This is a genomic window from Microcoleus sp. bin38.metabat.b11b12b14.051 (assembly GCF_013299165.1).
Lineage (GTDB): Bacteria > Cyanobacteriota > Cyanobacteriia > Cyanobacteriales > Microcoleaceae > Microcoleus.
In genome coordinates this window covers 1-14,741 of record NZ_JAAFKD010000037.1, presented here as the reverse complement: position 1 = coordinate 14,741, position 14,741 = coordinate 1, and the positions used below count along the sequence as shown (strand labels likewise).

8 protein-coding genes are annotated in these 14,741 nt (G+C 47.1%); 5 read left to right on the top strand and 3 right to left on the bottom strand.

The annotated features are described in order from the left end of the window. Nucleotides 1-276 precede the first annotated feature (276 nt). Nucleotides 277-2,655, top strand: coding sequence for a glycoside hydrolase family 31 protein (locus QZW47_RS26380; RefSeq protein WP_293134014.1), 2,379 nt, complete (start codon nucleotides 277-279; stop codon nucleotides 2,653-2,655). Between the two features lie 319 nt (nucleotides 2,656-2,974). Beyond that, nucleotides 2,975-4,840 carry an ABC transporter ATP-binding protein gene (locus QZW47_RS26375; protein WP_293134011.1) on the top strand — a complete coding sequence of 622 codons (1,866 nt, stop codon included), beginning with the start codon at nucleotides 2,975-2,977 and terminating at the stop codon, nucleotides 4,838-4,840. A 96-nt stretch (nucleotides 4,841-4,936) separates the two neighbouring features. Here the strand turns inward: QZW47_RS26375 and QZW47_RS26370 are convergent, their stop codons facing one another. Further along, nucleotides 4,937-6,517 (bottom strand): hypothetical protein, encoded by a 1,581-nt coding sequence (locus tag QZW47_RS26370; protein WP_293134008.1) that lies wholly within the window; start codon nucleotides 6,515-6,517, stop codon nucleotides 4,937-4,939. Between the two features lie 358 nt (nucleotides 6,518-6,875). After that, complete coding sequence (locus QZW47_RS26365; protein WP_293134005.1) at nucleotides 6,876-10,418, bottom strand: CHAT domain-containing tetratricopeptide repeat protein; 3,543 nt, start codon at nucleotides 10,416-10,418, stop codon at nucleotides 6,876-6,878. Between the two features lie 106 nt (nucleotides 10,419-10,524). Between QZW47_RS26365 and QZW47_RS26360 the strand changes: the two genes are divergently transcribed. After that, nucleotides 10,525-10,704, top strand: a complete 180-nt coding sequence (locus QZW47_RS26360) for a hypothetical protein (RefSeq protein ID WP_293134002.1) — start codon at nucleotides 10,525-10,527, stop codon at nucleotides 10,702-10,704. 476 nt (nucleotides 10,705-11,180) lie between these two features. Further along, nucleotides 11,181-11,777, top strand: a complete 597-nt coding sequence (locus QZW47_RS26355) for a Uma2 family endonuclease (protein WP_293133999.1) — start codon at nucleotides 11,181-11,183, stop codon at nucleotides 11,775-11,777. Between the two features lie 614 nt (nucleotides 11,778-12,391). Here QZW47_RS26355 and QZW47_RS26350 read toward each other — a convergent pair. Further along, nucleotides 12,392-12,814, bottom strand: a complete 423-nt coding sequence (locus tag QZW47_RS26350; RefSeq protein WP_293133996.1) for a hypothetical protein — start codon at nucleotides 12,812-12,814, stop codon at nucleotides 12,392-12,394. A gap of 289 nt (nucleotides 12,815-13,103) precedes the next feature. Between QZW47_RS26350 and gnd the strand changes: the two genes are divergently transcribed. Next, a complete protein-coding gene (gene gnd, locus QZW47_RS26345; RefSeq protein WP_293133994.1) occupies nucleotides 13,104-14,558 on the top strand; it encodes a decarboxylating NADP(+)-dependent phosphogluconate dehydrogenase in 1,455 nt (484 codons plus the stop codon). The last annotated feature ends 183 nt before the right edge of the window (nucleotides 14,559-14,741 follow it).

Genomic DNA, 14,741 nt, shown 5'->3' with positions numbered 1-14,741 from the left:
ACAGGTGTTGGCGGGCGATCGGCCAAATTTTAGTTTTCCGGGAATTTTTTCAACACTACGGAGATGGAGAGATCATCGTGAACCGAAGCATATTTCAAAAATCCTCTCAGTAGTATTGCGTAGAATAAAACATAAGAAATTTGGTCGTTTACAGGAACTTTAATTGCAAACTATAGCACTTCTCAGTAAGATATCGATCGTTGTAGTTCTTCCTTTTGCCAGATGACAACCCTTAACTGCTCGCAGCAAAATAGATAATATTTAGAGTCAGAGTGTATGCCACAATACTTCGGAAAACTCCAAACCACAGAACAGCCTTGGTCAATTATCGGGCCTGTACAATCTATCAATAATACCGATCGCACAATTCACTTCAACTGCGGCGAAACTTCCCTCAACATCAGCATCCTCGCCCCGAATTTAATTCGAGTCCGAATGTCCCCAACGGGTGAATTCACAAACCGTAGCGTAGCGGGGCGTAAGCCATCGCACTCAGTAACTCTCCCTGACGAAGAGTGGGAAATTGTCCCGTTTGAAGTGCGAGAAACCGAGGAAAAAATCGAAATAGAAACAGCAGAAATATTAGTTTCCGTAAAGCGCGATCGCACTTCCATCGAATGCTTTGACAAATCGGGAAAACCCTTTGCTAGCGACTGCGATCGCGCCCTAGGATGGCGCGCGGGTGCAACCGCAGGCTGGAAGCGGATTGAAACAGACGAGCACTTCTACGGTTTCGGCGAACGCACGGGCTTGCTGGACAAACTCTCCGAAGTCAAGACAAACTGGACAACCGACGCCCTCGACTACAATTCGCAGACAGATGAAATGTACCAGGCGATCGCATTTTACATCGCCCTAAATCCCGATCGCGCCTACGGCCTGTTTTTCAACACCACTTTCTGGAGTCAATTCGACATCGGCGCCGAAAAACCGGGAGTTTTGCGGATGGAAACCAGAGGCCCGGAACTCGACTACTACATCATCTACGGCCCCGAACCCGCCCGAATTCTCGCTACCTACACGCAGCTAACCGGCCGGATGCCACTCGCGCCAAAATGGGCGCTGGGATACCACCAATGCCGCTGGAGCTACGAATCAGAGGACATTGTGCGGGAGTTGGCGCGGGAATTTCGCGATCGTCAAATTCCCTGCGATGTCATCCACCTCGACATCGACTATATGCGGGGCTACCGCGTTTTCACTTGGAGCCCGCAGCGTTTCCCCGATCCCGCAAAACTGATCGCAGACTTGAAAGCAGTCGGTTTTAAGGTTGTCACGATTGTCGATCCCGGTGTCAAGTACGAACCGGAAGCAAATTATGAGATATTCGATCGCGGTGTGGAAAACGACTATTTCGTCCGTACCGCCGAGGGAAAGCTTTTCCACGGTTACGTTTGGCCGGACAAAGCGGTGTTTCCCGACTTTTTGCGCCCGGAGGTGCGCCAGTGGTGGGGCGAGTTGCACAAAAGCCTGACAGAGATTGGGATTGCGGGGATTTGGAACGACATGAACGAACCTGCGATCGCCGAACGACCTTTTGGCGACGGTGGCGAACATATCAGCTTTCCTCTGGATGCACCACAGGGCCCGGAAGCCGATCGCACGACTCACGCTGAAACGCACAATTTGTACGGCTTGATGATGGCGAAAGCTTGTGCTGAGGGGTTGCGAAAACTGCGAGGGGGCGATGGCTTACGCCCCGCTACGCTACGATCTTTTGTGCTGACGCGATCGGGATTTGCGGGCGTACAGCGTTACTCTTCCGTGTGGATGGGCGACAATCAATCGTTGTGGGATCACTTAGAAATGTCCTTACCGATGCTGTGTAACATGGGACTTTCCGGCGTCGCGTTTGTCGGTTGCGACATCGGCGGTTTTGCGGGGAATGCAACCGCCGAATTGTTCGCGCGGTGGATGCAGGTGGGGATGCTGTATCCGTTGATGCGCGGTCATTCGGCGATGAGTACGGCGCAACACGAACCGTGGGTTTTTGGCGATCGCACTGAGAAAATTTGCCGCGAATATATCAATTTGCGCTATCAACTTTTGCCGTACATTTACACCTTGTTTTGGGAAGCTGCGACTGCGGGAACGCCGATTTTAAGACCGTTACTTTATCACTTTCCGCGCGATCGTACAACTTATCACCTTTACGATCAAGTATTGCTCGGCCCGTCGCTGATGGCTGCACCCGTTTACCGCCCTGGAGTCGAACACCGCGCCGTGTATTTGCCGGAGGGGACTTGGTTTGATTGGTGGACTGGTGAATGCTATCACGGCCCGATGCACATTTTAGCTGATGCACCTCTGGAGAAAATGCCGTTGTACGTGCGGGGCGGTGGGATAATTGCGATCGCGCCCGTGAGGCAATTTGTGAGCGAACAACCGCTTGATTCTTTGAAAATGCGAATTTGGCCCGGAACTGGTGAATGGACGCTTTATGAGGACGACGGACACAGTTTTGAACACGAAAAAGGTGTCTGGGCAACGACTAATTACAAGGTGTATTTGGAAGGGGGAAAAGTAATAGTGGAAATTGCGGGACGGGAGGGGGAATTTGCGATTCCATCGCGCGAAATTACTGTAGAAGTTGTTGGGATTGGTGAACAGCGATTTACAGATGATGGTACGGTGCGGCGTTTGATATTTGGATAGTTTGATATTTGCCACTTTCCCACTCACCCGCCGGGGGTTTTAACCCCCGTCTCACAGCTCAAGTCCACTGAAGTGGACTGAATAAACAGGCTAGCAGACTTGATATAAATCTTGTACATATTGAGCGGCACTCCTGTTTAAACGAAGCTAACAGACTCAAATTGTAAATATTAATCAACAGTCCTCTTTAGAGGACTTTAGCTATGAGGCAGGGATTTAAATCCCTGGCGGTCTAATTGTCAGTGAACCATATTACTCGACAACTACTGTTATAATACAGCAGGAGGAGATGAACAAATAAAATTATTGCGATTGAATAATGCAACCCATCCAAATCACCACATTCCAAGCTTTGCGCCGCAGTCTCGGCGTCATAATCAAAGCCGCACCGATCGAACTCCGCAATTTAATCATACTCAACATCGTTCGTGGTGCTGCACCATCTGGCGTCCTATTTTTAGATAAATTAATCATTGATGAAGTATCTAAGCTGCTGTCGCAAACCCGAACAGCACAGCCCTTAGCTTTGATGATTTCCCACCCAATCTTGCTGTGGAGTATTGTCGGAGTCTTAACTCTCAAATTAGTCAGCGATTCTATCGAAACCATGAGTTCATTTGCAGCAACATCTTTGCGCGATCGAGTGCAAGGCGGAGTTGAAGGAAAAGTCCTCGAAAAAGTCGCCAATTTCGACGATATCGCCCTGTTTGAAAACCCCGAACTATTAAATATATTAGAACTTGCCAAAACCGGAGTTAAACAAGTACAGCAACTAGCCTTCACCATCAGCATGACAATCACGGGAATTTGTATATTCATTCCCTCGATCGGCCTGGCTGCATCAATAGCTTGGTGGGTTCCTGTGGTGATGGTGGTTTCATCACTTCCCTCAATTCACATTGAAAGAAAATATCTCAAACTTATCTGGAGAGTTCAAAAAAAGCAAGCTAAAATCACTCGCGAGATGAACTTATCCGCTACAGTATTGACAGGGGAAGAATATGCTAAAGAATTGCGTTTGTTTGGGTTGCAGGAACTTTGGCTAAAACGTTGGCAGGGTCAATATTTGCAGTTTTTTAGCGAGATGCAGCAAGTGCGAAAAAAAGGAGCGATTGTTGTACTTTTGTGGTCGATATTTAGTAGAATAGGTGTAGCCTTGCCATTTGTTTATGTGGTCATGGGAGCTTTGGGAGGGCGCTACACTTTAGGAGATTTGGCGCTGTATTCTGGTTTGATTGTCCAAGTAGAGACAAGTTTGCAATTACTGATTGGGAATTACACTAATTTGTACGATATTTCCCTCGGCGTCAGTCCGATTTTTCAACTTTTGGATCTGAAACCTGAGTTGCAGTCTCCGCTGCTGAATGTGGCATCTCGCTTGCCTAGTTTACCAGATGGCGGGCAAGATTCCCGCCCCACAAAAGATAAAATTGGTATCGAGATTAAGGATTTATCTTTTTGCTATCCCGGTAGCACAAAAAACACGATCGCAAATATCGACTTAACCATTCATCCGGGTGAAATGCTAGTGCTTGTCGGTGAAAATGGCGCGGGTAAAACGACTCTCGGTAAACTCCTCGGCCGCCTGTATGACCCCACAAGTGGTACGATCGCCTGGAACAATCAAGATTTGCGATCGTACTCTCTAGCATACGTGCGATCGCGCATAGCAGTAGTCATGCAAGATTACGCCCGCTTCCCCTCCACCGTGCGAGAAAACGTCGGTTTCGGCGATTTGCTTTCCCTCTCGGATGACACCGCAATTAACGAAGCGATTTCCGAAGCAGGAATTGCAGCCAAAGTCAACAGTTTAGAACAAGGTTTAGAAACGCCCTTGGGGAAACAATTAGAAGACGGCATCGACTTATCGGGGGGACAGTGGCAAAGAATTGCGATCGCCCGCGCCCTCATGCGCCTTTCTACAGCCGAAGTCCTAATTTTTGACGAACCAACCGCCGCCCTCGATCCCAAGACAGAACACGAAATTTACAGCATCTTCCGGCAAATCGCCGCCGGGAAAACCACGATTGTGATCAGTCACAGATTGGGATTGGCCAAAATTGCCGATCGCATCGCGGTGATGGAAAATGGTAAAATAGCCGAAATCGGAACTCACGACGAATTGATCGCATCCAACGGAATTTACTGCTCAATGTTCACCCGTCAAGCTAGCAGTTACATTTAGTTCGTAGTGCGGACTTTAGTCCGCAAAATGCGGAGGACTAAAGTCCGCACTACGAGCCCTTTTTATGCAAGAGGTTTATGATTGTTGAAGCCACTGCTACCTAGACAATATTTTCCTTACCAGCGGCCCAATTTTTGGCAATATTTTTCTCGCCAGCGGTAGGATAGGCAATATCAGCAAGCCGAATAGTATACCGAAAACCAAACTCCCGATAATCGTCGAGGTGAAGGGATGAAGCGGGAGGGAAAAATCGGGTTGCCATTTAATCGGTGTATCCTTGATTAGGGGATAGGCTGCTGAAAAGATTTGGCCGCCACCGATCGCAGTTCCGACAAAAAATATGATATTCTCAAGTTGGCGATCGCGCTTTTTCTCTTTATCTTCGCTTTCCTTGTCCTGTGTGATTTGAGCTAGATCGCGGTCTTTCTGCTCTTGTTCCTTTTGCTGGTACAATTGTATCTGTTCGCGATCGCGCTGATGTTCCCTTTCTGCCTGTTCCCGGCTCAACTCCACCTGTTCGATTGCCACCATCCCGCGGATTGTGGAGATTGTCTGCTGGAACAAATCCTGATTCGCCATCAGGTAGTTTAAGTCTTTTTGGATTTGACGTTGATATTTGCGATCGCACAAACTCCGAAACTTCTCTAAAAACTGGAGATTGTCACCATCCACGGACAACTCTTTAATTTTAGCATAAGCTTCCTCATAATTTTCAGTATTAATGTCAATCGTATTGCTAAATTCTCGCAAATGCCGCAACTCCTTAGTATAATCAAATACTAAACTGCGGATTTGGGCCAACAAACTCTTTAACTTCGTGAGTTTAACCTCTCGATTTGGTTCCGACTCTATTTGAGTGAATTCTGGCAGTAATTTATCTAGCTTAGTCGCTATTTGTTGTCCGAGGCGATAACTTTCCTTAGCTTGATTGTACACAAACAAAGTTTTACTGCGAGCACACAGCAGATTCGTCAAATAAGAGTTAAAATTTCCTGTTATAAACTTCAAAGTATCAGGATTCTGTTGCAACCAGATTAAGACATGACACTTTTTGCTAAGATTATCATATTCAAAAATCGGACTACCAAATAACTTTCCAGTCCCAGTAATTTGTAATTCTGTTTCGATGCCATCTCCCACCAAAGCCCGGACGCATTTATCCGCCAGACTGCGATAATCATCATACACAACAGGCTCTGCATACAGGAATAACGTCTGTCCCAGGGATGCTTGAATTTGATTCGAGAGCAAGCAACCTTCGGGATTTAATTGCTTTAAATCAGCAACTAAAATCGTAGCATCTTGATAATAAAAAGTCAAATCTGCGGCGTAGGTATCATTAATCCTTCGTGTATTAATCGAGCCACGGAGATTGGGATAATTAGGCTGAATCAGGGGCGTAAAATTTAAGCCTTTGCCATTTTTTAGTAACTTTTGAATGCTCAAATTCGCATCTTCGCCCGCTGGGTAATACTTGCCATCTTTGTAGCAGATTAGCTTGTCTCTCAGGGATTTTAGTTCGGGAAACTCGAATTTTCCGCCGACATTATCGGCTAGGTGTTGCCAAATGCGATCGGCATTTTGGGCTTGTTCTTGGTAGCCTTCGTCTCCATCATTTCGCAGGTGGAAAGGATACAGAGTGATGCTGGGATTTTTAATTTGCGGTGGTTCGTTCATAATCAAATTCTATCGCTGGGTGGCGAGAAACCGGGTTTCTACCACAATTTCGGCTGAGCACGAGAGATATCCGAAGAAACCCGGTTTCTGAGATTCGGTTGAGTGGCGAGAAACCGGGTTTCTACCACAATTTCGGCTGAGCACGAGAGATATCCGAAGAAACCCGGTTTCTGAGATTCGGTTGAGTGGCGAGAAACCGGGTTTCTACCACAATTTCGGCTGAGCACGAGAGATATCCGAAGAAACCCGGTTTCTGAGATTCGGTTGAGTGGCGAGAAACCGGGTTTCTACCACAATTTCGGCTGAGCACGAGAGATATCCGAAGAAACCCGGTTTCTGAGATTTAGTTGATTTATCCTCAATCTTCAACCGATTCCGTCGCAGAATCATCTGTTTCAACCACCGGAACCGATGGCCGAGACAAACCCAGCCTAATCTGATTATCTATCAGAGTTTCCATAAACTCCCTCTCAATTTCTTCCGGTGGATCATCACAGTTTCCACCAGGCCCACATTGCTCGATTTCGTTCTCTAAATTCTCTTCGATAGACGGTCTGGTTTCGCACCAAGCCTTGATTTTTTCTGCTATAGTATTGACACGATCCGTAGAACTTACATCAAGCGCAGGCAAATCATTAACAAATAGCTTCGGTTCGGATATTCTCAATAACTTAGTTAAACCCTTGACAATCTCTTCCGGTGTGTAATTATCTGGGAGTGACATTTTTAGCTTCCTTAAATCTATTTGTTGAGTCTCTAACGATAAAATTTCCGTTTCGCCGATTAACGTAAATGCAGCCCAGGCGATCGGACTGGGAAATCGTTCCTTTGTTGTTAGCATAGCACGCCGCAATGCCGCTGCTCTGTTATCGCCTCGTGCTAAATTTTGGTAGAATTCAGTCATTAGTAATTTGGCTGAAACTGCTCCCATATTCCACAGAGATATGATGATACTCGGTACTCCGGCGAGGATGAAGCAGCGCGATAGTCCGTTGACTCCATCTCCGGTGATTTTACCGCGGCCTGTGCTGCAAGCGCTTAATACTACGAGTTCGGAATTGAGTTTTAATTGCAGGATTTCGGCGGCATTGAGTGCGCCGTCGTCGGTATCTCCTGAAGCAGCTAAAATTATCGTGCCGGGAATTCCCGAACCTGGGAAATCGTCGAGGAGTCCGTGGGCGGATAAATGGATGATGCGGGTGTTTAGCATCTGGTCTAATATGGCGGCTTTGGTGGCATTTTCTCCGCTAATTGCTGCGGTTCCTAAAATTGTGGCGATGGCTTCGGCGGCTTCCTTCGCCCTCGATAGTTGTCGGAGTTTGTAGGGGTTTTCTTGGAATTTGGCCGCAATAGTTGGATCGCCGACTATGAGGGCGGCTTGTCTCAATCCTTTGATGTTTTGGTGGTGTTCGCTGGTTTGTTCTAATACTTGGATGGATGGGGCGCTCAGGATGGTATGGTCTTCGATTAAGTAGCGGTTATTGGCGGATTGCAGGGCGGTGAAGGGGACTAGAAATATTTCGTAGTGGGGGATGAAGATGACAAGGGAATCGGGGTCTGTTGGGAGCAAATCTGCGATCGGTTCGATGAGGATTTGATAAAGAATTTTTAGTAGGGGATAGCCGCCTGTTTCGTCTCGGTTGTACTGTGGTTGTAGCTGAATTTTGTTCTTTTTGTCATCGATTTCATCGACTCCGATGGAGACGCGGGTTTTGAGGATAATTTGTTCTAGGGATTGGTTTTGTTGGTTGAGGGGTTCGAGGTTGGCGGCGCGATGGGTGATGTTGCCGTTTGGTTGGATTACCCAGATGTAAATGTCTTTAAAAATAATCGAATATTCAACGATTGTGGAGTTTTTCTGTTGGGCGATTTGTTGGATTCTGGGAATTGATAATGTATTGGTGAGTTCGTTCGCGGTTGAATCTTTTGTTAATAGGTTTTGCTGCAATAACTCTACGAAGGCGCGGGTGCGACCCATTTCAGATATTTCTAGGGCTTCGTCAAATTTAGCTTGGGCGACTAGGACTTGTTGTAGGAGGCGATAGGTCTCTACTTGGGTTTCAAAAATTGATGCTTTGTGGTCATTGTTGACTAATTTAGACCGCAGAGTTTCGTGAATTTTGATTGAGGCGCGGAGTTTTTCTTCTGCTTCTGGGAATTGGTTTATTTTGAATAGGGTTTCGCCTAAATTGTTTAGTGAACTCGACTCTCCCACGGGATTGCCGATTTCCCGATAAATCACTAAAGACTGTGAGTAAAAGTCGATCGCCCGATTGTAATCCCCTAGGGAATCGTAAGCAAGACCCAAACCGCAGAGGGAAGTAGCTTCTCCCACGGGATTGCCGATTTTCCGTTGAATCACCAAAGACTGTTGGTGAAAGTCGATCGCCCGATTGTAATCCCCTAGGGATTTGTAAGCAGCGCCCAAACCGCAGAGGGAAGCAGCTTCTCCCCCGGGATTGCCGATTTTCCGTTGAATCACCAAAGACTGTGAGTAAAAGTCGATCGCCCGATTGTAATCCCCTAGGGAATAGTAAGCATTACCCAAATTGTTGAGGGAATTAGCTTCTCCCACGGGATTGGTGACTTTCCGTTGAATCACCAAAGACTGTGAGTAAAAGTCGATCGCCCGATTGTAATCCCCTAGGGAATAGTAAGCATTACCCAAATTGTTGAGGGAATTAGCTTCTCCCACGGGATTGGTGACTTTCCGTTGAATCACCAAAGACTGTGAGTAAAAGTCGATCGCCCGATTGTAATCCCCTAGGGAATAGTAAGCATTACCCAAATTGTTGAGGGAATTAGCTTCTCCCACGGGATTGGTGACTTTCCGTTGAATCACCAAAGACTGTGAGTAAAAGTCGATCGCCCGATTGTAATCCCCTAGAGATTGGTAAGCAGTGCCCAAATTGCCGAGGGAAGCAGCTTCTCCCACGGGATTGCCGATTTTCCGTTTAATCACCAAAGACTGTTCGTGAAAGTCGATCGCCCGATTGTAATCCCCTAGGGAATAGTAAGCATTACCCAAATTGCCGAGGGAAGCAGCTTCTCCCACGGGATTGCCGATTTTCCGTTGAATCACTAAAGACTGTTCGTAAAAGTCGATCGCCCGATTGAAATCCCCTAGGGAATAGTAAGCATTACCCAAACCGTTGAGGGAATTAGCTTCTCCCCCGGGATTGCCGATTTTCCGATTAATCACTAAAGACTGTTCGTAAAAGTCGATCGCCCGATTGAAATCCCCTAGGGAATAGTAAGCATTACCCAAACCGTTGAGGGAATTAGCTTCTCCCCCGGGATTGCCGATTTTCCGATTAATCACTAAAGACTGTTCGTAAAAGTCGATCGCCCGATTGTAATCCCCTAGGGAATAGTAAGCATTACCCAAACCGTTGAGGGAATTAGCTTCTCCTTGGCGATCGCCGATTTTCCGATTAATCACTAAAGACTGTTCGTAAAAGTCGATCGCCCGATTGTAATCCCCTAGGGAATAGTAAGCATTACCCAAACCGTTGAGGGAATTAGCTTCTCCTTGGCGATCGCCGATTTCCTGATAGATAGTTAATGCCTGTTCGTAAGACTGCAAAGCTTCTCGAAATTGATTGCTATTATACTGCTGATTTCCTCGATCTAACAGTCTGTCTGCTTCGCTGACTGGTGCGAGTGACACTAAAGAGTTGTTATTCCTACCCAGCAATATTCCTGCACAATTCATCAACCGATTAGCATTATCTAATATGCCAAATCTCCTCAGATTATCTGCCTCTTCTAGCATAGCCGCCACCAAGCCATCATCCAGCAAATCCGGGTGACTTTTCAATACCTCCGCTTCTTCCCCGGTGGGACAGGTTAGCAGTTGATTAATCAGGTTGAGATAGGCTTGTTGGCGTTCAGAGTTCATGGGGGAGTTAGGGGAAGGTTGAAGGGTGAAGGCCGAATTAAATTGCGATAGATTTATTATAGATTGAACTCATCTGTTTGGGCGTTGGTCATCTGGGATTAGCTGCGTGGCGAGAAACCGGGTTTCTGCGACAAATTCTGTTAAGTACCAGAAATCTCGGAAGAAACCCGGTTTCTGGGATTTTGGCGCTCTAATTTCTGTCGCTGCGTGGCGAGAAACCGGGTTTCTGCGACAAATCTCGGTGGAGTACGAAAAATCTAGGAAGAAACCCGGTTTCTGGGATTAGTGCAAGTCGAATTCTGTCGCTGCGTGGCGAGAAACCGGGTTTCTATCAAGATTTTGGTTGAGTACGAGAGATATCGGAAGAAACCCGGTTTCTGGGATTATTGTGTTCTAATTTCTGTCGCTGCGTGGCGAGAAACCGGGTTTCTATCAAGATTTTGGTTGAGTACGAGAGATATCGGAAGAAACCCGGTTTCTGGGATTTTGGTGCTCTGATTTCCTTCGCTGCGTGGCGAGAAACCGGGTTTCTATCAAGATTTTGGTTGAGTACGAGAAATAAGGGAAGAAACCCGGTTTCTGGGATTAGTGCAAGTCTAATTCTCTCGCTGCGTGGCGAGAAACCGGGTTTCTATCAAGATTTTGGTTGAGTACGAGAGATAAGAGAAGAAACCCGGTTTCTGGGATTTGGGCGATATTTAGAGAAACTTGTCACAAAGTCCGATCTATAATAAAATCAACCTCGTTGGCGATGATATCACGATGGAAACTATAACCCTCAATCTACCTGCCGCCGTCGCTTTAACAGACGAACAATTTTATCAATTGTGCATTGCTAATGAAGAGTGGCGATTAGAACAAACCCCCGAAGGAGAACTAATCATTATGCCTCCAACAGGCGGCGAAAGCGGCATCAGAAATTCGGATATCAACCTAGAACTAAATTTGTGGAATCGTCATACTCAATTAGGAAAAGTCTTTGACTCTTCCACCGTCTTTAAATTACCCAATGGTGCAAAGCGTTCTCCTGATGCTGCTTGGGTACTTCTAGAACGTTGGGAAGCATTATCCGCAGAAGATAAGCGCAAATTTCCTCCCCTGTGCCCGCACTTTGTAATTGAATTGCGTTCCGCCAGTGATTCCCTAGAAACATTGCGGGCAAAAATGCGGTATTATCGAACTAACGGCTGTCGCTTAGGTTGGCTAATTGACCCGCAAACGCCTTTAGTAGAAATCTATCGGTTGTCTGAAGATGTAGCCGAAGTTATTAATTTCTCTTTTGACCAACCGCCAACACTTTCGGGTGAAGATGTACTTCCCGGATTTCTGCTTGATATTACACGTATTCTCAATCCTTGAATCTCGATCCTGTCAGGACAGTGCGATGCCGTTTTCGTACAGATGAGAAGGACACGGCAGTGCCGTTTCCCTACAATAAATTATAGCACAATTGTGGGAAAGTGCGCTCTAATTTCTGTCGCTGGGTGGCGAGAAACCGGGTTTCTATCAAGATTTTGGTTGATCACGAGAGATATAGGAAGAAACCCGGTTTCTGGGATTTTGGTGTTCTAATTTCTGTCGCTGGGTGGCGAGAAACCGGGTTTCTACGACAATTTTCGGTTGATCACGAGAGATATAGGAAGAAACCCGGTTTCTGGGATTTTGGTGTTCTAATTTCTGTCGCTGGGTGGCGAGAAACCGGGTTTCTACGACAATTTTCGGTTGATCACGAGAGATATAGGAAGAAACCCGGTTTCTGGGATTTTGGTGCTCTAATTTCTGTCGCTGCGTGGCGAGAAACCGGGTTTCTACGACAATTTTCGGTTGAGTACGAGAGATAAGGCAAGAAACCCGGTTTCTGAGATTCGGTTGAGTGGCGAGAAACCGGGTTTCTTCGACAAATCTCGGTTAAGTACGAAAAATATAGGAAGACACCCGGTTTCTGAGATTGCGTGCAGCCCACAATCAGCAAATTATCTCCCAATCAGCGTATCCGCATAAGGATCTGGCAAAGCTTGCTGCACCTCCAACACCGACAAAGAATCTCCACTGACAGATTGGCTAATCAATTTTTTTTTTAGCCCGTCCCCCCGCTTATCGCGCTCTTGCAACTTCAGCAATTCCTCCTGATACACACCAACAATTCGCCCCAAACTCACCACCAAATCATCCCAATTATCATCTCCCACCAACTTCTCAGAAATCCCCTCAAACAACTCTCCCGCTTGCCTTTTTTGAACGTAAGCCTTCAAAAGCTTTCCCGACTTTTGCAACACCGCCTGATAAATCTCCCCATCCGACCACCACAGCCCCTGTTGACTCAGCAGCCAAGTTAAAATATACTCGCGAGCGTGTTGCTCCTTCACCCATGCCGCGAGATACTGCAAATCTTCCATAATTACAACAATCTCCTAAATTTTTCTCAAAATGTCTGCTTATCTGTATCTATCGTTACTGCGATCGACATAATACCTGCCTTATCATCACCTGCCCGAGTCATTAATAATTCTTAAATCTTAAAAAAACCCTACTGATTTACCAAACAGCAATTCTGAGAATATAAAAATAAACCTAAACCACCTCGGTCTATTGTCCAATACTTTTAGTCCACCGGAAAGCGCTACACCCCGCCTCGCTTTCCTCTCTCCCAAATCAATCCTCAAGCGGAACTAGCGGGTTATGAGCATGACAAAGCAAAATTTTGGTTTAATCGGTCTAGCAGTGATGGGCGAAAACCTAGCCCTCAACGTCGAAAGCAGAGGCTTCTCCGTAGCCGTGTACAACCGCACAGCAGCCAAAACCGACGACTTCATGGCGAAACGCGCCCCCGGCAAAAACATTGTCGCCGCCAAGACTCTCACAGAATTCGTCGATGCCCTCGAAACCCCGCGTCGCATCTTAGTCATGGTGCAAGCTGGCAAACCAGTAGATGCAGTCATCGACCAGCTCAAACCCATGCTGTCACCGGGCGACATGATTATTGACGGCGGTAACTCCCTCTACGACGACACCGAACGCCGCACCAAAGACTTAGAAGCAGCCGGACTAGGATTTGTCGGCATGGGCATCAGCGGTGGCGAAGAAGGCGCCCTCAACGGTGCTAGCCTGATGCCCGGTGGCACCCACGCTGCATACGGCATCCTAGAGCCAATTCTCACCAAAATTGCAGCTCAAGTAGATGATGGCCCCTGCGTCACATTCATCGGCCCAGGTGGCGCCGGTCACTATGTAAAGATGGTGCACAACGGCATTGAGTACGGGGATATGCAGCTCATTGCGGAAGCCTACGATTTGCTAAAAAACGTGGGTGGACTCAGCGGCCAGGAGTTGCAGGAAGTGTTTGCCGAATGGAATACCACCGACGAACTCAACTCATTTTTGATTGAAATTACCGCTAATATTTTCAAATACATTGACCCGGAAACTAAGGAACCCTTAGTTGAGGTAATTATGGACGCCGCCGGTCAAAAAGGTACCGGCCGCTGGACTGTAATGAGTGCTTTGGAATTGGGCGTGAGCATTCCCACAATTATCGCTGCTGTGAATGCGAGAATCATGTCTTCTTACAAAGCAGAGCGCGTTAAAGCTTCGGAACAATTAACGGGGCCTACCGCCAAGTATGAAGGTGATCCTAAAGAGTTTGTAAACAAAGTTCGGGATGCGCTTTACTGCTCGAAGATTTGCTCCTACGCCCAAGGCATGGCGCTGTTGAGCGCGGCCTCGAAGTCTTACGGTTATGACTTGAGTTTGAGTGAAATTTCTCGAATTTGGAAAGGCGGCTGTATTATTCGGGCTGGATTTTTGGACAAGATTAAAAAGGCTTTCAAGGACGATCCCGCGCTGCCTAATTTGCTGTTAGCGCCGGAGTTCAAACAGAGCATTCTCGATCGCCAAACAGCTTGGCGCGAGGTGTTGTCTACAGCTAGCCTGCTCGGTATCGCAGTACCGGCATTCAGCGCGTCGCTGGACTACTTCGATAGCTACCGGCGCGATCGACTCCCGCAAAACCTAACGCAAGCCCAGCGCGATTATTTCGGGGCTCACACCTACGAGCGCACCGACAAACCCCGCGGCGAATTCTTCCACTCAGAGTGGACGCAGGCTGCTAAAGAGTCGCTGCAAACCGGTACCACCGACTAATCTGTGTAGGGCGCCGCGCACCTCATCCTAAGTAAGGTGCGCGGCGCGCACCTTACTGGTAGAGTCGATAGGGGCATCACTACCCCTACCTCTCCTTCAGAACGGAACGTGAAACTTTCGCTTCATTCCGCTCCTTGATATCTTCATCCTTTTTAAGGATACAATCCAAAACGGATGTTATAA

Excerpts from the sequence above, each read along its gene's own strand:
- QZW47_RS26380 (WP_293134014.1), top strand. The coding sequence starts at position 277 with ATGCCACAATACTTCGGAAAACTCCAAACCACAGAACAGCCTTGGTCA.
- gnd (WP_293133994.1), top strand. The coding sequence starts at position 13,104 with ATGACAAAGCAAAATTTTGGTTTAATCGGTCTAGCAGTGATGGGCGAA.
- QZW47_RS26355 (WP_293133999.1), top strand. The coding sequence starts at position 11,181 with ATGGAAACTATAACCCTCAATCTACCTGCCGCCGTCGCTTTAACAGAC.
- QZW47_RS26350 (WP_293133996.1), bottom strand. The coding sequence starts at position 12,814 with ATGGAAGATTTGCAGTATCTCGCGGCATGGGTGAAGGAGCAACACGCT.
- QZW47_RS26370 (WP_293134008.1), bottom strand. The coding sequence starts at position 6,517 with ATGAACGAACCACCGCAAATTAAAAATCCCAGCATCACTCTGTATCCT.
- QZW47_RS26375 (WP_293134011.1), top strand. The coding sequence starts at position 2,975 with ATGCAACCCATCCAAATCACCACATTCCAAGCTTTGCGCCGCAGTCTC.
- QZW47_RS26365 (WP_293134005.1), bottom strand. The coding sequence starts at position 10,418 with ATGAACTCTGAACGCCAACAAGCCTATCTCAACCTGATTAATCAACTG.